20 protein-coding genes and 3 pseudogenes are annotated in these 18,435 nt (G+C 48.5%); 4 read left to right on the top strand and 19 right to left on the bottom strand.

Going from position 1 to position 18,435, the window contains the following annotated elements:
- Positions 1–83 precede the first annotated feature (83 nt).
- Positions 84–707: pseudogene (locus B8P98_RS13930) on the top strand (helix-turn-helix domain-containing protein); the annotation flags it as partial.
- Positions 708–1,274: 567 nt separating this feature from the next.
- On the opposite strand, the pseudogene B8P98_RS13925 reads toward B8P98_RS13930, so the two are convergent.
- Positions 1,275–1,706: pseudogene (locus tag B8P98_RS13925) on the bottom strand (aromatic amino acid transport family protein); the annotation flags it as partial.
- A 251-nt stretch (positions 1,707–1,957) separates the two neighbouring features.
- On the bottom strand, positions 1,958–3,328 hold the full coding sequence (locus B8P98_RS13920) for a tyrosine phenol-lyase (RefSeq protein ID WP_025712472.1): 1,371 nt from the start codon (positions 3,326–3,328) through the stop codon (positions 1,958–1,960).
- A 731-nt stretch (positions 3,329–4,059) separates the two neighbouring features.
- Between B8P98_RS13920 and B8P98_RS13915 the strand changes: the two genes are divergently transcribed.
- Entirely contained in the window at positions 4,060–4,269 is a 210-nt protein-coding gene (locus B8P98_RS13915; RefSeq protein WP_230362612.1) for a zinc ribbon domain-containing protein, read from the top strand.
- A gap of 184 nt (positions 4,270–4,453) precedes the next feature.
- Here the strand turns inward: B8P98_RS13915 and B8P98_RS13910 are convergent, their stop codons facing one another.
- The 12 genes from B8P98_RS13910 to B8P98_RS13860 form a co-directional block, all read right to left on the bottom strand.
- Positions 4,454–5,884: an aspartyl protease family protein gene (locus B8P98_RS13910; RefSeq protein WP_080924056.1), complete on the bottom strand. Its 1,431-nt coding sequence runs from the start codon at positions 5,882–5,884 to the stop codon at positions 4,454–4,456.
- Positions 5,885–6,019: 135 nt separating this feature from the next.
- The gene (locus B8P98_RS30480) at positions 6,020–6,430 is read right to left on the bottom strand and encodes a hypothetical protein (protein ID WP_136025953.1); all 411 of its coding nucleotides are present in this window, start codon (positions 6,428–6,430) and stop codon (positions 6,020–6,022) included.
- A gap of 122 nt (positions 6,431–6,552) precedes the next feature.
- On the bottom strand, positions 6,553–6,771 hold the full coding sequence (locus B8P98_RS13905) for a helix-turn-helix domain-containing protein (RefSeq protein WP_025712469.1): 219 nt from the start codon (positions 6,769–6,771) through the stop codon (positions 6,553–6,555).
- A 12-nt stretch (positions 6,772–6,783) separates the two neighbouring features.
- Positions 6,784–7,347 carry a DUF2975 domain-containing protein gene (locus tag B8P98_RS13900; RefSeq protein ID WP_080924057.1) on the bottom strand — a complete coding sequence of 188 codons (564 nt, stop codon included), beginning with the start codon at positions 7,345–7,347 and terminating at the stop codon, positions 6,784–6,786.
- Positions 7,348–8,205: 858 nt separating this feature from the next.
- The gene (locus tag B8P98_RS13895) at positions 8,206–8,826 is read right to left on the bottom strand and encodes a LysE family translocator (protein WP_095033140.1); all 621 of its coding nucleotides are present in this window, start codon (positions 8,824–8,826) and stop codon (positions 8,206–8,208) included.
- A 188-nt stretch (positions 8,827–9,014) separates the two neighbouring features.
- Entirely contained in the window at positions 9,015–10,121 is a 1,107-nt protein-coding gene (locus B8P98_RS13890; RefSeq protein ID WP_095033139.1) for a PTS fructose transporter subunit IIC, read from the bottom strand.
- Positions 10,122–10,164: 43 nt separating this feature from the next.
- Complete coding sequence (locus B8P98_RS13885; protein WP_080898088.1) at positions 10,165–10,476, bottom strand: PTS fructose transporter subunit IIB; 312 nt, start codon at positions 10,474–10,476, stop codon at positions 10,165–10,167.
- A 56-nt stretch (positions 10,477–10,532) separates the two neighbouring features.
- Entirely contained in the window at positions 10,533–11,003 is a 471-nt protein-coding gene (locus B8P98_RS13880; RefSeq protein ID WP_080898086.1) for a PTS sugar transporter subunit IIA, read from the bottom strand.
- Between the two features lie 128 nt (positions 11,004–11,131).
- A complete protein-coding gene (gene alsE, locus B8P98_RS13875) occupies positions 11,132–11,812 on the bottom strand; it encodes a D-allulose 6-phosphate 3-epimerase (protein WP_080898084.1) in 681 nt (226 codons plus the stop codon).
- A gap of 23 nt (positions 11,813–11,835) precedes the next feature.
- Complete coding sequence (locus B8P98_RS13870; RefSeq protein ID WP_095033138.1) at positions 11,836–13,098, bottom strand: PTS ascorbate transporter subunit IIC; 1,263 nt, start codon at positions 13,096–13,098, stop codon at positions 11,836–11,838.
- 30 nt (positions 13,099–13,128) lie between these two features.
- Positions 13,129–13,395, bottom strand: a complete 267-nt coding sequence (locus B8P98_RS13865; RefSeq protein WP_025712461.1) for a PTS sugar transporter subunit IIB — start codon at positions 13,393–13,395, stop codon at positions 13,129–13,131.
- A gap of 12 nt (positions 13,396–13,407) precedes the next feature.
- Positions 13,408–13,845, bottom strand: a complete 438-nt coding sequence (locus B8P98_RS13860; protein WP_095033137.1) for a PTS sugar transporter subunit IIA — start codon at positions 13,843–13,845, stop codon at positions 13,408–13,410.
- 217 nt (positions 13,846–14,062) lie between these two features.
- On the opposite strand from B8P98_RS13860, the gene B8P98_RS13855 reads away from it, so the two are divergent.
- The gene (locus tag B8P98_RS13855) at positions 14,063–15,115 is read left to right on the top strand and encodes a LacI family DNA-binding transcriptional regulator (protein ID WP_080897820.1); all 1,053 of its coding nucleotides are present in this window, start codon (positions 14,063–14,065) and stop codon (positions 15,113–15,115) included.
- 159 nt (positions 15,116–15,274) lie between these two features.
- On the opposite strand, the pseudogene B8P98_RS31890 reads toward B8P98_RS13855, so the two are convergent.
- Positions 15,275–15,485, bottom strand: a pseudogene (locus B8P98_RS31890) (hypothetical protein).
- A gap of 218 nt (positions 15,486–15,703) precedes the next feature.
- On the opposite strand from B8P98_RS31890, the gene oxlT reads away from it, so the two are divergent.
- Entirely contained in the window at positions 15,704–16,960 is a 1,257-nt protein-coding gene (oxlT, locus tag B8P98_RS13845) for an oxalate/formate MFS antiporter (protein WP_095033136.1), read from the top strand.
- A gap of 37 nt (positions 16,961–16,997) precedes the next feature.
- On the opposite strand, the gene B8P98_RS13840 is transcribed toward oxlT, so the two are convergent.
- From B8P98_RS13840 to B8P98_RS13825, 4 genes are read right to left on the bottom strand one after another with little or no spacing between them, the layout of a single operon-like run.
- On the bottom strand, positions 16,998–17,576 hold the full coding sequence (locus B8P98_RS13840) for a GNAT family N-acetyltransferase (protein ID WP_167382666.1): 579 nt from the start codon (positions 17,574–17,576) through the stop codon (positions 16,998–17,000).
- Between the two features lie 30 nt (positions 17,577–17,606).
- A complete protein-coding gene (locus B8P98_RS13835; protein WP_095033134.1) occupies positions 17,607–17,735 on the bottom strand; it encodes a phosphoserine phosphatase in 129 nt (42 codons plus the stop codon).
- On the bottom strand, positions 17,723–18,202 hold the full coding sequence (locus tag B8P98_RS13830) for an Hcp family type VI secretion system effector (RefSeq protein ID WP_032418948.1): 480 nt from the start codon (positions 18,200–18,202) through the stop codon (positions 17,723–17,725). The genes B8P98_RS13835 and B8P98_RS13830 overlap by 13 nt, the downstream gene beginning before the upstream one ends.
- A 42-nt stretch (positions 18,203–18,244) precedes the next feature.
- Entirely contained in the window at positions 18,245–18,433 is a 189-nt protein-coding gene (locus B8P98_RS13825) for a hypothetical protein (RefSeq protein ID WP_095033133.1), read from the bottom strand.
- Positions 18,434–18,435: the final 2 nt, after the last annotated feature.

Here is an 18,435-nt window from a genome sequence, read left to right as displayed (position 1 = left end):
AAATATCACGGACATTTTAACTTTGCCCTGCCCCGGACATCTGAACTTAGCTTTGACAAATGTCGTAGCAGTTAAGTTGTAACATCTGGCCTGACCTAAGTTCCCCATCAAAGGATTCTGATGACGGATCATGCAGCGACATTTTTACTTTAGATGAAGTCAACCGACTCAAAATCATTCAAGACGTTGTTGACCGGCGGCTGACTACTCAGATGGCCGCGCAGCGTCTGGGTATTTCCGACCGCCAGTGCCGACGCCTTCTGTTGCGTTACCGTGAATCTGGCCCGCCTGGTATGGCTAACCGCCGTCGAGGAAAACTCAGCAATAACCACTGGCCTGATGGCCTTGCACAATATGCGCTCAATATTATCCGTGAGCGCTATACCGACTTTGGGCCGACGCTGGCGTGTGAGAATCTCGCAGAACTGCACGATGTTCACCTGTCCAAAGAGATTGTCCGTTCACTCATGGTCAAAGCCGGTCGCTGGCTCCCTCGCAAACAACGTGCGCCGAAAATTCAGCAGCCACGTTATCGCCGGGCCTGCTGCGGCGAACTGATCCAGATTGGTGGCTGCGATCATCACTGGTTCGAGAACCTTGCGCCCGCCTGTACCGCACTGGTCTATGTCGACGATGCGATGAGCTGCGTGATGCAGCTTCGATCTGTAAAATCAGAATCATCATTCACCTATTTGAGAGTGGCAAGGCCATCGGGAAATACATAGAGGTCTGGCACTATCCGGATGCACGAAAAGAACTAACTCAGGCTTAACGGCGTTGCTCTTCCCTACTCCACTTATGATCGCTGTCGGAAGTCGACCAAAGAGCATAAGCGCCATAGAATGAAATCTGCTTTATAAATGCTGTATACCGGTAAGCTGTCAGATGACCAAAAAGATTTACACCGCAGAAGAAAGGTGAAAAACGCGCTGGCCCTTTTAAGGAAAAACTCAACGTTTTACAATAGCGCTACGGTCTTAACAGAGGAAAAATAGTATGTTGTTCTGGAAAAAGATGGTGCAAAGAATCGACGTTTTTGCTGCGTTGCTCGCACCACGCTACTTCCGGGTGTAAACCTAATGAGCCCGATAAGTACGGCGCTATCGGGCACAGATACCAGCTTAACGTTGGCAGGATCTTTTTCGGCGCAACCTGCATATATGTAATATTTCCCCCCACATGCGCAGCAAGGTAAACCGGTGAACCAGAGGATATTGCCAGCGGAGTAAGGTCAGAAACATAGGGCCTCCCGTTTTGTATCTCTCAGGCCAATGCTAACGAAACGTTGGCAGTAAACCAAAAACATCCAGCACCACCGTCAAGTAAACAATGCCTCCACAGACGATAATCAGATTGAGAACGACATTACTGCATGGCGCGGTATATATCGCAGTGGCGAAACGTCGACGCGCGGCCTTCACCAGGAACGGCGGCAGGATCACGCTCCAGATAGTAAACGCCAGTCCAGCGTAGCCAATCGCATGGACAAAGCCATTCGGGAAAAAGACACAGACGGCGGCCGGTGGAAAGTAAGTCACTAGCGCGGTTTTCAGGCGCCCCATGCCGTTATCCTGGAAGTGGAATAAATCAGCAATGTAATCAAACAGGCCAAGCGTTGCCGCCAGTAGAGAGCTGGCCACGGCGAAGTATACCCCAGACATGGCAATAGGTAGAGAGAACATCCCACCACCAACCACGGTAGCAATGACGAGCATCGTACCGCTGGTTAGGCCGGGAGTACCACTCTGTCGTTCAATGGTATTAATATCCATAATAAATGTTCCTGTTGACTAATATTTATAATTACGGCTGTCATGTATACATCTTCGGATAATAAGATATTGAAGTCAGGTTTGTATTTGTTATATATACCACGATTACAGAAAGTGAAATAACCTTCTGTAGCGGAGAATAAAGACCAAAAAGCCCCATCTATTGATGGGGCCAGTCAGAACGTTTAGATATAATCAAAACGAGCAGTAAAGAAACGAAGCTGCTTAGGTTCATAAATAAACTTCAGTCCACGGATATCTTCTTTGTGCTGGTAGAGTTTAATAATACCGTCCGCCACTATATCCATATGCGCATAAGTATAGACACGACGCGGGATGGTCAGCCGGACCGTTTCCAGTTTCGGACGGTGGTGATCGCCCGTCTCTTTGTTTCGACCCGCAGAGATAATGCCGCGCTCCATGCTACGAACGCCGGTTTCCATGTAGATACTTGCCGCAAGACTCTGCGCCGGGAACTGGTCCTGTGTCAGATGTGCGCAGAAGCGTCGGGCATCCAGGAATACAGCATGGCCGCCAATTGGTTCAACGATCGGCACGCCAGCCGCTTTCAATTTATCGCCCAGGTAGCGAACCTGCTTCACACGATGCTCAATGTACTCAAACTGCATCGCTTCGCGCAAACCGATCGCCATAGCTTCCATATCACGCCCAGCCAGACCGCCATAAGACGGCATCCCTTCGTAAACGACCACCAGTTCTTTTGCCGCAGAGAACATCTCATCATCGTTCATGCACAGGAATCCGCCGATGTTAACCAGGCAATCTTTTTTGCCGCTCATGGTGCAACCATCAGCATAGCTAAACATCTCATGAACGATATCTTTGATGCTCTTGTTTTCGTACCCTTCTTCCTGCTCTTTAATGAAGTACGCGTTTTCAACGCAGCGGGTCGCATCATAGAAAATTTTAATACCGTGTGCGTGAGTTAGTTCACGGACTGCACGCATGTTGGCCATGGAAACGGGCTGTCCCCCTGCCAGGTTCACGGTGACGGCCAGACAGATATAGGCAATATTTTCAGCACCCTTTTCGTCAATCAACTTCTGTAATTTTTTAAGATCAATATCACCTTTAAAAGGGATATTTAAATCTGCATCGTGCGCTTCGTCACGAACGATATCCACAAACGTCGCACCATTCTTTTCCTGATGATAACGCGTCGTAGTAAAGTACATATTACCAGCAACATATTGCCCTGGCTTAATAGCCAACTGAGACAACAAGTTTTCTGCACCACGTCCCTGGTGAGTAGGAACAATATGCTTAAAGCCAAAAAGCTCCTGAACGGTTTTTTCCAGATGATAAAAGTTTTCGCTGCCAGCATAAGCCTCGTCACCGATCATCATCCCGGCCCACTGCTTATCGCTCATCGCATTGGTGCCGCTATCTGTCAGCAGATCAATATAAATATCTTTGGAATTTAACAGGAAAGTATTGTAACCCGCTTCCTGCATTTTCTGAATGCGTGCATCACGAGAAATCATCGATACAGTTTCAACGCTTTTAATACGGAAGGGTTCTGCCGGATAATTCATGTTATTTCTCCAGTTAACAGTGTTCATGTTCGTATTAATGTGAGGTAAAACATGCCCGTTTCATCAGTGAACGCTGATGAAATATTATTTACCGCCTCCGGTAGCCGGGGGCGGATGTAATTTAAGGGCACTATGCAAGAATTTATTGATGAAGGGAATACTTAGAGCGACATTCAATGACGGTCTTAATTTAATAAGCTGTAAAAGTGAGTGATATAAATCACATGGTTTCTTGTTAACCATTCATATTCAATGAGTTATTTTTTTCACTTTTATTTAGAGTTTGAGGTTCTCCACAATTGATGTGCTTCCGCTCTGAAAACTTTACTTTCCAGCCTAAGTAACTCATGTCCTGGCGAATGAGTACCCATACAGTTTGTCCGAGAATGATCACTCTGTGGGCTTATTTTTGTGACTGAAATCACTATTATCGTAAAGAAAAGTGTACACTTAAGCGTTGTTTCACAGATTGTGATTTGCTTCCGTGAATTTCATTGCAAATTCTGGACTGTTTTTGGAAATAGCATTTATTGTCAGCCACTCCCGCCTAACAAATCTGCGATAAACATGCCGGCCCTGCAGCGTTGTGCGACGAACTTGTGCTGCAGAATGTTTTGATCGGGAACGCTATATGCTGAGCTGAAACACGGTATGTTTAGCTAATAATCAATTGAAAGAAGGAGCGCTTTATGACACAGCACGAACAGTTTTGTCAGGCCTGCGGAATACCGATGTCCGCACCTGATGCGCAGGGTGCCAGCGAAAAATATTGCGCCTACTGCAGCGACAGCGACGGTAATCTGAAGTCCTGGGAAGAGGCGGTATCCAGCCTGGCGGGGTTTCTCGATTCATGGCAAAAAGTTGGCAAAGAAGAATCGCGCAAGCGGGCAATACGCTATCTGACAGCAATGCCCGCCTGGGCACATAAAGCAGACGAGTAAGCCGTTTCTTCTTTATCTTTGCTGAAGGCGGACCCCCTCCCCTGAACGTGTTTGCTTTGTATCGTGATTTCTGAAATTGGCATACCGTGCAACAGCCCGCGACAAGCGGGCTTTTTTTATCTGAAACGTGTTACAGGCGACAAAGTTGCTGCACAAACGCAGGCACGAAACGTCACGTATTCGGTTACTGAAATGTCATCATCATTGCGTCAAAATCAATGGTCCATTTGTAGTGCCTTAAAAACTGGTGACTGAGAAAACCATCCAGAATCATACCGGATTCAGTGAAATAGAGTTGTTCCGGTAACACGCCATAAAGGCCGGTTAACCCCTTCTGATGTAAAGCGCCGACAGAAACACTGTCGATGGGCAGCCGGGTTACTGCAAAACCGCCTCCGCCAAGCCCTCCTTTGTTGTCATCCGGCGCATAGCGCTCCCCGTCCTGCAGTTTCAACCCAGCATAATTCAGTGCTTCTTTCTGCAACAAAATTGAAGCGTCCGGATCGTCAAGGCCAGAATCAAGGAAGAACGTCATACCCTCCTTACCGTTGACTGCACCTTTGACTATCATAAAATGCGTTCCTTCAAGAATGAAGGGTATATGCGAGCCATCCCGTTCGGAAACCTCACGCTGACTGATTTTCCTTCTCGGCATCAGCACCAACTGCCGCTCTGGATAATCCATCGTGGTGAGAAACTGGTGAAATACACCCGTGGATAAAATACCGTCGATATCAATTTTTTTACCCGTTCTTTCATCGGTGAAAACCCATGACTCAGGAAAATCTGCAATATCAACAGGAACATCATGTAATGTGACGTCTCCCAGACCCAATGTCTGTAGTCTGGAATGATTGATTTCTGCTGTCTTTCCGCCGGCATATGTCCCCGTGAAACTTGCCTGTGATGTAAGTCCCAGCGTCTTCGCCATTTCAGATTTGATAACAAACAAATCGGCTCCAGTATCTATGAAGACATTGACAGGTTGTCCGTTCACCATGACGGAGACTACGGGGAGATTATTCATCGAGATGAACGGAAGAACAGCCTTATCAGCTTTCCAGTCCAGTCTGTAAGGCTGGGCACTGCCGAAGGAACTCATTAAAGTCAACAGGGCTATGTCATTTTTACTGAGAGATTTCAGTTGATCATCATCGAACAATTCTCTCGCCTTTGAATACTGACCGGTCTGATAATAGATATAGAGCAACTTGATGCGACTTTTCAGGTCCCTGGCACCCTTTCGAAAAAGAGCCTCAGCCTGGACGTAATCCCCCTTTAAATAATGAACCACTCCCTGCGTATAAAGTGCATTGTTCGCATAATGCGGGTCGCTTAATAATGGTTTGAGATATTTTTCTGCTTTATCTAAATTGCCTGCTATTAGTTCATCTTGCATAAGATCCCAGAGCAGGGTCTTATTAGAAGGATCCGCGGAAAGACGTCTCTCCTTTAAAGCGATACGATTTAAATACTCACCACGATCTAGCCTCTCATCGTGACTTTTCATCGAGGTGCTTGCAGTCAGTTCCGTATTGGTACCCTTCTCAGCAGCAACGGTGATTAAAGGAATGAAAGAGAAAACAAATGATAACGCCAATAGCCTTTTAAACATGGTTGAAACTCCCTTCGGAAAAATCTAGTCACACTGTAGATGAGAACAAAGAAGCTTTTTTAAGTGTTATCAGAAAAAAGATTATGGGATCTCAATATATTTATTATCAAGACTGACACCAGCCCGGACTAAACTTCATCGTCCCTTATAGTCCAGTATCTCAATGCCATCAAAAGGAGATATGATCTGGTCATATCCGTCGTTATAGCGGCGAATGTAAGTATCATCGACAATATACACGCCCTCCTCTCCTGATTTCATTTTTTTGGTGCCACCAGGTAACATGTAAATGCGTTTGCCTCCAGGCGGTTCTGATACAGAATAGTAAACAGGAGAGCGTTCGCCGGGCTTCCGTTTGACAGCCGTCGGTCTGTGAGTCGATTTATTTTTGTCGTTCTTATGTCCCGGTCGGGAAGAGCCTTTACGCTCTTTCTGAATGTCAGAATGTTGATTAACTTTTCCCGAACGGTCTTCTCGTGGTGCTGCTATGCCAACGCCGTTGAGGAAAAAAATAAAAAACAATATACTCAGTACTTTTCTTTTCATAAATATTTACCTTTTACGTATAACGTCATAAGGAGCATGACTCCAGGCAACACCGCTGCAAACAGCGGTGTGTTCAGGAAAGAAAAGAGCTATGGCGGCTGGGTTAATACAACCTGTTTATCTCACTCATCCTCTTTCGATGGAATATAACTAAAGAGATCGCCAGGCTGACAATCAAGATATTTGCACAGTGCATCAAGGGTTGAAAATCGAAAACCTTTAATTTTACCTTGTTTTATTAGCGAAAGATTCTGCTCGGTAATACCAATAGCATCAGCAAGCTCCTTTGACTTCACTTTCCTTGCGGCGAGTAATACATCCAGTTTTACAATGATTGCCATAAATGATCCGCCTTACAGGAAGAGTTTATTTTCTTCGTACAGAACGCTTGCCTTTTCCAGTATTTTCGCCACTGCCATCACGCACAGCGAAATAAAAATCCAGACGATATGATGTAGCTCAAATCCAAATATTATTTCACGCTCGCCAGTGGGGTTAAGCAGAGACAACCAGTAACTGAGAACAGGACCGGCAAGCAGATCCATTACCGTCCAGAGACCCAGTGAGGCTCCAACTCTGCTCATATGCTGTACCGAACGGGCAGAAAAATAGTTCCGGCGAGCATAAGCTTTAAACAAAGAGCGTAGCTGATACAGGCTGTAACAGAGAGGAGCCATAACCAGCAGACTTATCACGCCGACGCCTGCGGCCTGCCACCATGGCAACGCGCGCAGATTGACATCGAGAGCAGAAAGCCGCAGATCATCAAGCGACAGTCTTATCCCGTACAACTCATCCGCAAAGGATAATGTAGGGAAAAACAGAACAAGCGAATTCAATAAAACAACAGCAATCAACAGCATCATGGTGAATGAGACCATTCTTTGGCTGAGTTGCGCCAGTGCATCAGTGGACATAAAACCTCAGTAAGTCTGCATTAGGGTACAGTTCAAAGAATACACAAAATTAAAATAAAACGATAATTTTTTATCGTTTTGCTTTAATGTAAATCAAAAAAATAGAAATTTATTGTTATATTTCAGTTGGTTATTGATCATGTTTTTTACTCACGTATCCCTTTCTCTGTTCAGAAATCAACGATGACGTTTTGGTCAATAGCACACGTCGCTGAAATACAAGTAAAAATTATCATCTGCCCTGGCCATTATTCTGTCATACAGCGGTGAGCTTCATATTTTTTAACAATGTGTCAAAACGTTCCTGCGCTGAGCGAACAGTATTGATACTTAATGTAATTCTCTGATTCTGCGGCGGCAAAATTTCAGGGGGTGACGTACTTTTCCATCACCCTCTGCAATGCATCCAGTGCATCTAATCAATTAATCAGAGCTGCGCAAGTATCGCCTCTACGCTCGCTTTTGCATCACCAAACAGCATGGTGGTGTTTCCATACCTCCACAACTGTTACATGAACAGATATTCATCGGCCCCGTTGACCCAATGTCGCCGGTATTGGTTTTGATACCCACTATCGCGACAACTGCCTGAAGCAGCACAAGCTACCATCAAAGTATAATCAATAAGCGTCAAAGTGCAGGTTATTTGCCCCTGTACGGCAGGAAAGTCTGTATTCCGGCAAGGCGGCACGAGATTAAAGTCCTCGTGAAGGCGAAAACCGGAGGGCAGCGGAGATCATTGTGCCGGCAATGGGCCCCGGCGAATAATAACGACTGGCGAGATGGCTTTATAAAAATCAGTCATTGGTACGAAGCAATATGAATTCAACTGACACAGGGGCAAAAGCCCCTGCATGATTACCGGCGGCTCATGGCCAGCTTTGCGGCAAATATCAGAAACAGGCAGCCGGTAGTCCGATCCATCCATTTCACCACGGCTGGTTTTTTCAGGATACCCGCGGCATAGCGAGTGGCGGTAATCAGCGTTAATGACCACAGCGTACCAATCAATACATGGATGGCGACCAGAAGAAAGGTCCAGCTGATGGGGGAATGCCCGGCGGGGATAAACTGGGGCAAAAATGAAACGTAGAAGACGCCCATTTTGGGGTTAAGCACATTCCCCTGCATCCCGCGCAGGAACCCGTTACTCGTGGTAGTGGATTCTGTCGGATGGATGTTAAATTGCTGGCGCGGGCGCAGAAGCAACTGGATGCCCAGCCAGCACAGGTACCCTGCTCCACACCATTTCAACACGGTATAAGCAAACTCAGAAACCGCCAGTAGCGCCCCTAACCCAAAGGCCACCAGGGCGCCCCAAATAAAGCATCCGAGATCAATGCCTAACGCGGTATGCAGGGCTTTGCGTCCACCTTCAGCGACGGCAGTACGGAGGATGAGCGCGGTATCGAGACCTGGGGTCAGGGTTAACAGTGTGGCAGCGAGGGTGTAAGCAAGAAGTGAATCAGCGACAAGCATTTCCAGTCTCCGAAAGAGATAAAGCTACTGAAATGTTCACATTTTTGCAACAGGATTATTTTCCCTGCTCCACTTTTCTTCCGGGATGACAGATGCAAAGAGTAGCCCACGACTAAGGAACGCGTAGTCATGGGCTGATGTGCTTACAGGAAGCGCTTAATGTTAATTTAAAATAACCCGGGGATACGTTAGCTCACTTTAATATCATCCAGGGCGATATCCTCTTCTTCGTAATCATTCTCAATAATCACGTCGCGAGGGATATCTTTTTTGATGACGGCATAGACCGTCGCGGTAACAACGATATTCACCAGCAAGGCCATGATACCTGCCATCGGATGTGACATTGTGGGGATCATCAGTACTCCACCAAAAGGCACCGTCGCATCCGCACCATAGACCATGGTGACCGCCCCGCCGCAGGCGCCGCCGATAGCCGCTGCGGCAATACCACGCACAATATCATTCATGACGATCGGGATAGAACCTTCAACGATATTCACAATCCCCATCGGGACCGCTGATTTTAAGGTTTCCACTTCTTCACGGTTATAGATATTTTTACGCAGCAGTTTGGCAATAAAGAAAGCCAGGCCAAATCCGATAGGCGTAGCGGTGTTAACTAACTGAAGTGCGGTAATGGGTTCATTTATCCCCTGCGCCTGCAGGGTCAGCACGAAAGCAAAGCATGTCTTATTCAGCGGGCCGCCAAAGTCAACGATACACAATGCGCCAATGACTGCACCTAACACCAAATTCGACGACGTGCCCATGCTTCTCAGGAACGATGTGAGCGCATCCGTGAAGATACCGATAGGCGTACCGATGATATAGACCATAATCAGGCAGCTGATAATGGAGGCAAAAAACGGAACGATCAGCGTCGGCATCAACCCGCGGGCCCAGTCAGGGACCTTGACGTTTTTAATGATCGCCAGCGCAATATACCCGGCAATATAGCCACCAATCATCCCACCGATAAAGCCTGCGCTAATGGTATTCGCCGCCAGCCCGACGACAAATCCTGGCGCGATGCCTGGCTTGCCGGCTATCGAGCCAGAAATCCCTACGGCAATCACCACCGGCAACAGTCCAAGCGCTTTAGCGCCCAGAGTGGCCATAGCCTGCCACACATCGAAATGTCCCAGCACTAACGTATCCTGCACCGTCCCGCCAAGCCCCATCCCGATGGCAATAATAAACCCAGAACCACAGACAATGGGGATCAGAAACGAGATAGCGGTCAGCAGATGCCCTTTCGGGTTTGCTGCTTTCCATATTCCTTTTATCGTCATAAGTCACACTCTTTTATATATAGTGGCTGCGCGGCGTGAAAAGTTATGAATTTACTATTTCACTGAGTTTTTCAATCAGCTTATTGGGGGATTTCACTGCCGTTTCCGTCGCGACTTTGACGACTTTCTTGCCGGCAAATCTTTCTTCGCCCGTCACTTTGACGTCGGCAGCAAGCAGAACAATATCTGCCCTGGCAATTTCATCAGCGGTTAACGGGTTCTCAATGCCGATAGTTCCTTGCGTCTCTATTTTAACGTTATGTCCGGCTTTTTTAGCCGCAGTTTCAATTTTCTTTTGCGCAATATAGGTATGTGCAATCCCCACCGTGCAGGCGGTAACGCCGACAATATTCATCACGTTTCTCCGTTAATTAATCTAATAAAGCATAAAAGGATATTAATAAGTTAGTATTAAGCATCGGCGCTTTCAGTTGCTGAATTGAAAAGCGCAATGATTTTATGTGGATCAGATTCAACCAGTAATTTAGCGATAATGTCTTCGTCTGCCAGAGACCCGGACACTTGTGCTAACAGGCGAATATGAGTGGCATTTTGGTCCACCAGGCAAACCGCAAATAAAATAACACAACGCACATCGCTGCCATCCATGGTCTCCCAGGGAATGGCATGTTGCGTGCGTCCGATGGCTAATGCGGTACGGGAAACACCGGAAGACTTGCCGTGTGGAATAGCGATATGGTTTTCAAAGCCCGTGGAGCCTTGCTCCTCACGTAACCAGACATCGCGAATAAAGTCTTCCTTATTGGTGACGGCGCCGTCCTGGATCAGTAAGTCGGTGAGTTCTTCTATTACCTCTTCCTTCGTTCTGGCGGTCATATTTAACTTGATGTTATTAACATTAAGTACTGTCGAAATATCCATAATTCACCCGCATTAATATAGAGTGGTCGTTGAATGACAGAGCAGGCATCGCTGGTATGATGCAGATCTTTTAAGTCTGATTTAAATAGATGCTGTGGTTCAAAGAAAATTAATACAGTAATAACCCGTTAGGCTGCGACGGTTTCCCGCTGGAAGATCTCGATCATTCTGTCCCACGCCTGAGTGACATCCTCATGGAGAGAAAACAGACCTGATGTGCCGACGATAAAGACATCCACCCCGGATGCAGCAATCTGGCCAAAGGTTTTTTCATTGCAAGAGCCATCAATTTCGGTCAGATAATGATAGCCATTATTTTTGCGCATAGTGATGAGCTTTCTTATCTTGTTTAGCGACTCAGGGATAAACTTTTGTCCGGCATAGCCAGGGTCAACCGACATGACCGTCACTTTATCCAGCAGATGCGCATATTCGGCAATACTTTCTGCCGGTGTCGCCGGGTTCAGTACCACCCCGCACTTTTTACCCGCATCCTTAATCTGATTCAGCAGGCGGAAAATTTTGTTATTCGCCGTCTCGGGATGAAAACTGATGATATCGGCGCCGGCATCGAGACACATGGGAATGATATCTTCCGGGTGATTCACCATCAGATGAACATCGATGGGGACAGTAGTGATTTTTTTCAGATTCTCAATAAAAAAAGGCGATAAAGTGATATTGCGGACGTAATTGCCATCCATTATATCAACATGGTAAAAATCCGCTTTTTTATTCATTGCCGTGATCTGTTCTTTGAACTGTGTTAAATCCATGCACATTAATGAGGGTGAAAATTTGGCGCTCATAAACCACCTCCGGGAGTCAATAGTTAGTTAAAAATTGCGATGATATGACCCAGCACGATCCCGACAACGCCAAAGTCGGCGTCCCCAAACGTCGTGGAGCCAAGGCCCATATTCCCCATCATGGGCAAAAGAATGGCTGGCAGGAACGAAATCAGCAGACCGTGGGCAAATGCCCCTACCACCGCCCCGCGACGTCCGCCGGTAATGTTGCCGTAAACCCCTGCCGTGGCCCCGCAGAAAAAGTGGGGAACCAGGCCCGGGACGATGACACTTAAGCCGAACAGCGGGCAGAGGAACATACTGACCAGCCCAGCCATAAAGCTTGAGAGAAAGCCGACGATGACGGCATTCGGAGCAAAGGGAAAGACCGTCGGACAGTCCAGCGCCGGCTTCGCATCTTTGACCAGTTTGTCCGCAATCCCTTTAAACGCCGGGACGATCTCGGCAATCACCATCCGCACCCCGGCGAGGATGATATAGACCCCCGCAGCAAATGTAAGGGACTGAATAATGGCGAAAATAATAAAGTTCTGGCCTGCGCTCAGCGTCTCCTCGACATAAGATTTGCCCGCAACGACCACCAGCACGATGAACAGAATCATCATGGTAAGAGAGATGGCCACCGACGAGTCGCGAAGGAAATTGAGTGACTTAGGCACTTTAATCTCTTCAATCGAGGGGCTTCCCTTACCGACGACTTTGCCCACCAGCGCGGAAAGCAAATAACCAGTAGAGCCAAAATGGCCGAGGGCCAAATCGTCGGTATTGGTGATTTTGCGGGTAAACGGCTGCAGGATGGCCGGGGAGATCACCATCATGGCGCCGAGAATAATCGCGCCAATAGTCACAACCCAAATTCCTGATAACCCCCCGACTGACAAAATGACCGCCAGCATCGCTGCCATATACAGCGTATGGTGCCCGGTCAGAAAGATGTACTTTAATGGCGTGAGGCGTGCCAGCGCGATATTGATCAGCATACCCAGCACCATTATGGTGGCGGTTTCCGTGCCATAATTCTTCTGTGCCAGAGCCGCCATGGCATCAGTGTTGGGTACCACGCCCTGGATATGGAAAGAATGCTCAAATAACTGACTAAAAATCGTTAACGTATAGGCAATAATACCAGCGCCCGCGGTTAAAATGACAAACCCCATAATGGTTTTCAGCGTGCCTGAAATAACGTCTGAAATTCCTTTTTTTTGCAACAGCAGACCGATCAGTGAAAATAAACCAACCAGAATCGCCGGTGTCCCTAGCACATCATAAATAATGAAATGAAGCATGTTAAACTCCACGAATCAGATAGCCGTTGCTTAAATATGTTCTGCTAAAATTTCTTTAATTTTATTGTTATCAAGTAGATTACTTAACCCAATCACCCGGGCAGAGTGATTGCTAAGATGTTCTGCAATGTCTTTGGCACTGAGAATAAGATCGGCAGTTTCGCTTTTCGCCGACGTCAGGTCGGTATGGGCGACTTCCGCTTCTTTATTCAGTTCGGCAAGGATTTTTTTGACATTCATTTCAACGATAAAACTACTGCCTAAACCATTGCCGCACACAATGAGTACTTTTTTCATTCCCTCTTCCTCTCAGTCAATGACAGCCTGAATGGCTTTGATGTTAGCGGCATTTAATAATCGGGTTAACTTTTGCTGATCGCTAAAGATTTCTGCCAGCTCGCCGATCATCGTGATATGTTCATCCCCGGAGCGTGCACAAAGTATGATAACCACGTACACCGGATCGTTCTCTGTCGAGCCGAATGCCACCCCTTCTGTAATATGAAGAAGCGATAGTCCATTTCTTAACACACCCTCTTCAGGGCGAGCATGTGGCATCGCTAAACCTGGGGCCAGGACATAATAAGGCCCTATTTCTTCATGGCTTTTTAAAATCGCCGTAATATATTCTTGCGTCACATACTCTTGCGCCAGCAAGGGTTCGGCTGCAAGTCGAATGGCATTTTCCCAGGTATCAATAGTGTTAATGACATTAATTTTATCCGGTGTTAACCAGTCGCTGATCATATGCTCTCCCGAGGGGGTCCATGTGCTGCACTATAAACAGCTAAATAAAATGCAACTGTGATGCACCTCCCAAAGTTAGCGCTAACAAGCAAAAATGTTAAAAAGTGCGTTACCGCTAACACTGGTTATAATGTGCTTTCCCCTTCGCTGTGGTAAGTTATAATGCAACTCGCAGATATACTTTCGATATATTTTATTTTTCAAACGGTTGGTGATTTTGGTGAAGAGTTTAGACGCGGACGGTAGCCCGAAAGAAAAACGTCGTAAGGGTACTGGTAAGATAACCCTGACCGAAGTGGCTGAGTTTGTCGGCGTGAGCGCCATGACCGTCTCGCGTGCGCTGAGAATGCCTGAAAAAGTGAACCCTGAGCTTCGCGATCGCATTGACGCGGCCGTCAGTCAACTCGGCTATGTTCCCAATCTTCAGGCTCGCAATCTGGCGTCGGTCCATTCCGATCTCATTCTCGCCGTCGTCCCCACCTTCTCTTCGCCGGGTTTTTTGCCGGTCTCTGAAGCGCTGCAAAAGATACTGACCGAACGCGGGTATACCATGATGTTTATGGAATCCGGCCATGACGGGCAAAGTGAACAAAAGACGTTTGAAAAAATGCTCGCTTATAACCCGGCAGCCATTATTCAGTTCAATATCGACACCATTGAGAGCTGCACCCAGCTGCTGGCCAATGTGGATGTCCCTATTCTGGAAATTGGCGCGTTAAATACCCACCCCGTGGGCATGTGCATCGGCGTGGATTACGGTAAAGCCGTAAAACAGATCGTGACCCACCTGGCCGACGCCTCATTAAAAAACATCGCATTGCTCTGTACACCGGCCAACAACACGATGTTTCGCCAGCTGCTCAGCGGCTGGAATACGGCGATGCTCTCCCTGAACCGTTCTCCGCATCGGGTGGTGACCACGCATTTGCCTTCCACCATCGCCACAGGCGTCAATATATTTAAGGATATGATGATTACCTGGGGCGATCTCGATGCGTTAATTTGCACCTCGGATGAAATGGCCTGCGGATGCATGATGGCCTGCCACAGTGCCGGCATAAAAGTGCCCAATACCGTATCCATTGCGAGTTTAGGCGGCGGGGTGTTATCGACAGTCTGTTCCCCTGCCCTGACAACCGTTGAGTTTCCCTGGCATGACATTGGGGTGAAGGCGGGTAAAGCCCTGCTCGACCTGCTTAACGATAAGCCGTGTGAAAAGTACATTGAAATCCCGTCAGTACTCAAAGTTCGGGCCAGTACCGCGACGTAACTGCAGTCTGTAGCGTGCTGAGGAGCGATAAGGTGCCAGCGGGCGGCTTCCCATATCTAATGTGATAGTTAGTATTTCTACAGGAAGCATTTCTCCCTACCAGAGTCCATACGATAAATACCCTGGTCACAAAGCACAAAAACAGTCGGGACAGAGCGTTTATTCGGTACTAAGCGGGTAAACCGCCATCCTTATTTGCCGTTTACCTTGCCAGCCGCCCCAGGCGGTGATTTCCATAGCCTCGACCCGCCTGGACGGTTTTGCGCAGAAGTCTGTCTCGCGCCAGTCCAGGATACACGCTATGTCTTACGCCAGTTAGTACACGAAGCGCACCGCGATAACCCATGTGCACCGCCCTGGTGCCGCACATTCACCATGCCGAACCTCGTCAGACATGCCCCTGGTACATTAACGTGTTGAATACAAAAGACTATTTCATATGGCACGTTTAATGCTATTTCGCTTGTATACCGCGATGTGGACAAGAACGTATGCCGTATGGCCACAACAGCTCGCCAGTCTGCGGTCGCAGTACTTCTCGTTCTGATGCGCTTCACGGAAGCCTGCTAACTGAAAACGGAGAACAACATGACGACACTCAGCGAACCGTTGGTTACCCCGAGATATGGCAAATGGCGCCAGCTGGTGCTGGGCTTGATCTGTATGGCCGCCATTTCCAGCCCGCAATATGTCTGGACGCTGCTGACAAAACCCCTGGCCGCCAGGCTTGGCGTGGGTCTGCCAGAACTGCAGGTCACCTTCTCGCTGCTGATCATCCTGCAGACCTTCTTTTCGCCTTTTCAGGGGCGGTTAGTGGAAAAATTTGGCCCACGACGGCTGATCGCTATCGGCACGGTGATGGCGGGAATGAGCTGGGTGCTTTCCGCGCAGGTAAACGGTCTGGCGACGCTCTGGCTGGTATATGGCTGCATGGGCGGCCTCGGGACCGGCATCGTTTATATCGGCGTTGTCGGCCTGATGGTCAAATGGTTCCCGCAGCAGCGGGGATTTGCCGCCGGCGCAGTGGCGGCGGGCTATGGGATGGGGGCGATTATAACCACCTTTCCTATCTCCCTGTCGCTGACCACCAACGGCCTTGAACATACCATGACGACTTTCGGCATCCTTTTCGCCCTCGTCGGCTTCCTCGCCAGCCAGGGGCTGAAGCTGCCGCCACCCGCGGTCTCCCAGCCCGTCAGTCAGACGGTGGCGCAAAGCAGCAGATCGTTTACTTCCCGGGAAATGCTGCGCCAGCCGCTGTTCTGGCTGATGTTCGCCATGATGGCGATGATGTCGACTTCCGGGCTGATGGTCACTTCGCAGATGGCGGTGTTCGCCGAGGATTTCGGCATTAGCCAGGCGGTGGTGTTTGGCATGGCGGCGCTGCCGCTGGCGTTAACGATAGACCGCTTTACCAACGGCTTAACCCGGCCGCTGTTTGGTTTTATTTCCGACCGCTTCGGCCGCGAGCAAACCATGTTTATCGCCTTTGCGCTGGAGGGCGTGGCGATGATGCTCTGGCTGGCGTGCCGGGAAGATCCGCTGCTGTTTGTCCTGCTCTCCGGGGTGGTGTTCTTTGGCTGGGGGGAGATTTTCTCTCTCTTCCCGTCGACGCTCACCGATACGTTCGGCAGCGAGCATGCCGCCACCAACTATGGCTGGTTGTATATTTCGCAGGGCATCGGGTCAATCTTCGGCGGCCCGCTGGCAGCACTGCTCTATCAGTACACCCACGGCTGGCATGTGGTCTTCAGCTGCGCGATTGGCCTTGATTTTGTCACCGCCGTCCTCGCGCTGTGGGTGCTAAAACCGTGGCGCGCGCGCTTTATCCGCCAGCACAGCTAACTGCAGTCCTGACAGAAGTGACGGCTCGCCCGTCACTTCACTGATATTCGCTGCGCAGCAGCGCGTACAGGTACTCATCGCCCCACTCACCTTTAAAAAAGATATTCTGCCGGTAATGCGCCTCGCGACGAAAGCCCAGCCCTTCCAGGAGTTTGATCGCGCCGGTGTTGCGGGTATCAACCACCGCCATCAGCCGGTGATGGGCTAATTGCTCAAAGAGTAAGGCCATCACCGCCCGCACGGCTTCCCGGGCATACCCCTGATGCTGATACGCCGGGGAAAAGGTCATCCCCAGCTCAGCCTGTCTGCCTTGATCGAAAAAGTGGATCCCCACATCTCCCGCCAGCGCACCGTTGGCCTGGATCTCTACGGCAAGCTGGAACCAGCTCTCATCCTCAGCAAAGGCCAGCGAACGCTGTTGTTCATAGAAGGCTGTCGCCTGTGCCATATCGTAGTGGGTCCAGCTCTGATAGCGGGCTACTTCCGGTAAGTTGCGATAATGGCTGAAAGACGGCAGATCTTCCGTTCTGAACCGGCGCAGCAGCAGCCGGGGCGTGGTCAGGGGTAATTTCATCTCTTCTCTTCTTCTCAATGAGACGGGCAATGGCGGGGCCATCTTAACCTGCGCAGCCTGACGCTGCCAGGCTCATGGCGGAGCCTCATCCCAGCGATAGATTTTAGTGGCGGCCAGCGCCAGCATGGCGAAATCTTCCGGCGTATCGCCGTAGGCGAAGATCTCCTCGTAATCGGTTAGCTGGGAGTTCAGGCGCAACACCGGTCATTCCATGAGTCACGATAGATAATATTCCCTTCGGTATACTTCCAGGTGATCGCCTCATAACGCAATTCGAGTGTTTCGAGATGGGTACTACTCATCCCACCCGGAGAAAGAAATGGTGCAACCGTGGTAAATTTGACGTTTTCCAGAATGATATTGAAATATTCGGCTTCGATACCTGTTTCCAGAATGCGGTACATCTTGATTGTCGCCTTCTTCATGGTTCGGCCTTCGCAGACGGCTCTGTACAAGAGCGGTGTTGTTTGGTCGAACTCCTTTACGATCGTTACAGGTTGATGGATCCGCGTACCGGTTAGTTTTCCCCAGTTTGGATCTACCGGAATAGTTACCCCATGAGAAAAGGATTTTAACTCGATAGAACCCAGGCGCAGTGGCATCAAACAACTGCCGAGAATTGGGGAACCATTTTCATCTTCCAGCCATAAATGTGCGGGTGTAGACATATTATTCCCTTATAAATTTAATATAAAGTTAAGTTTTCAATGTCAAAATTTTACAAATCGATAAAACATTATAATTACAAATACGAAAAACAGGGGAACAAGCCAGAGAGGCATCTCTGGAAAAAAGAGCCCTTGTGCCATGGCGAAGAGGATTGTCAATACAGCAGGGCCATAATATGAAATTAACGATCTGAATATTCTTCGCAGCAACCTTTTAATAAGATTCATCATAG

Origin of the sequence: Klebsiella quasivariicola (genome assembly GCF_002269255.1) — a bacterium.
In the GTDB taxonomy this organism is placed as follows: domain Bacteria; phylum Pseudomonadota; class Gammaproteobacteria; order Enterobacterales; family Enterobacteriaceae; genus Klebsiella; species Klebsiella quasivariicola.
The sequence above is the reverse complement of the archived record's forward strand: the minus strand, read 5'-3'. Positions and strand labels throughout refer to the sequence as shown.

Excerpts from the sequence above, each read along its gene's own strand:
- B8P98_RS13920 (WP_025712472.1), bottom strand. The coding sequence starts at position 3,328 with ATGAATTATCCGGCAGAACCCTTCCGTATTAAAAGCGTTGAAACTGTA.
- B8P98_RS13915 (WP_230362612.1), top strand. The coding sequence starts at position 4,060 with ATGTCCGCACCTGATGCGCAGGGTGCCAGCGAAAAATATTGCGCCTAC.
- B8P98_RS13910 (WP_080924056.1), bottom strand. The coding sequence starts at position 5,884 with ATGTTTAAAAGGCTATTGGCGTTATCATTTGTTTTCTCTTTCATTCCT.
- B8P98_RS30480 (WP_136025953.1), bottom strand. The coding sequence starts at position 6,430 with ATGAAAAGAAAAGTACTGAGTATATTGTTTTTTATTTTTTTCCTCAAC.
- B8P98_RS13905 (WP_025712469.1), bottom strand. The coding sequence starts at position 6,771 with ATGGCAATCATTGTAAAACTGGATGTATTACTCGCCGCAAGGAAAGTG.
- B8P98_RS13900 (WP_080924057.1), bottom strand. The coding sequence starts at position 7,347 with ATGTCCACTGATGCACTGGCGCAACTCAGCCAAAGAATGGTCTCATTC.
- B8P98_RS13895 (WP_095033140.1), bottom strand. The coding sequence starts at position 8,826 with ATGCTTGTCGCTGATTCACTTCTTGCTTACACCCTCGCTGCCACACTG.
- B8P98_RS13890 (WP_095033139.1), bottom strand. The coding sequence starts at position 10,121 with ATGACGATAAAAGGAATATGGAAAGCAGCAAACCCGAAAGGGCATCTG.
- B8P98_RS13885 (WP_080898088.1), bottom strand. The coding sequence starts at position 10,476 with ATGAATATTGTCGGCGTTACCGCCTGCACGGTGGGGATTGCACATACC.
- B8P98_RS13880 (WP_080898086.1), bottom strand. The coding sequence starts at position 11,003 with ATGGATATTTCGACAGTACTTAATGTTAATAACATCAAGTTAAATATG.
- alsE (WP_080898084.1), bottom strand. The coding sequence starts at position 11,812 with ATGAGCGCCAAATTTTCACCCTCATTAATGTGCATGGATTTAACACAG.
- B8P98_RS13870 (WP_095033138.1), bottom strand. The coding sequence starts at position 13,098 with ATGCTTCATTTCATTATTTATGATGTGCTAGGGACACCGGCGATTCTG.
- B8P98_RS13865 (WP_025712461.1), bottom strand. The coding sequence starts at position 13,395 with ATGAAAAAAGTACTCATTGTGTGCGGCAATGGTTTAGGCAGTAGTTTT.
- B8P98_RS13860 (WP_095033137.1), bottom strand. The coding sequence starts at position 13,845 with ATGATCAGCGACTGGTTAACACCGGATAAAATTAATGTCATTAACACT.
- oxlT (WP_095033136.1), top strand. The coding sequence starts at position 15,704 with ATGACGACACTCAGCGAACCGTTGGTTACCCCGAGATATGGCAAATGG.
- B8P98_RS13840 (WP_167382666.1), bottom strand. The coding sequence starts at position 17,576 with ATGGCCCCGCCATTGCCCGTCTCATTGAGAAGAAGAGAAGAGATGAAA.
- B8P98_RS13830 (WP_032418948.1), bottom strand. The coding sequence starts at position 18,202 with ATGTCTACACCCGCACATTTATGGCTGGAAGATGAAAATGGTTCCCCA.
- B8P98_RS13825 (WP_095033133.1), bottom strand. The coding sequence starts at position 18,433 with ATGATGAATCTTATTAAAAGGTTGCTGCGAAGAATATTCAGATCGTTA.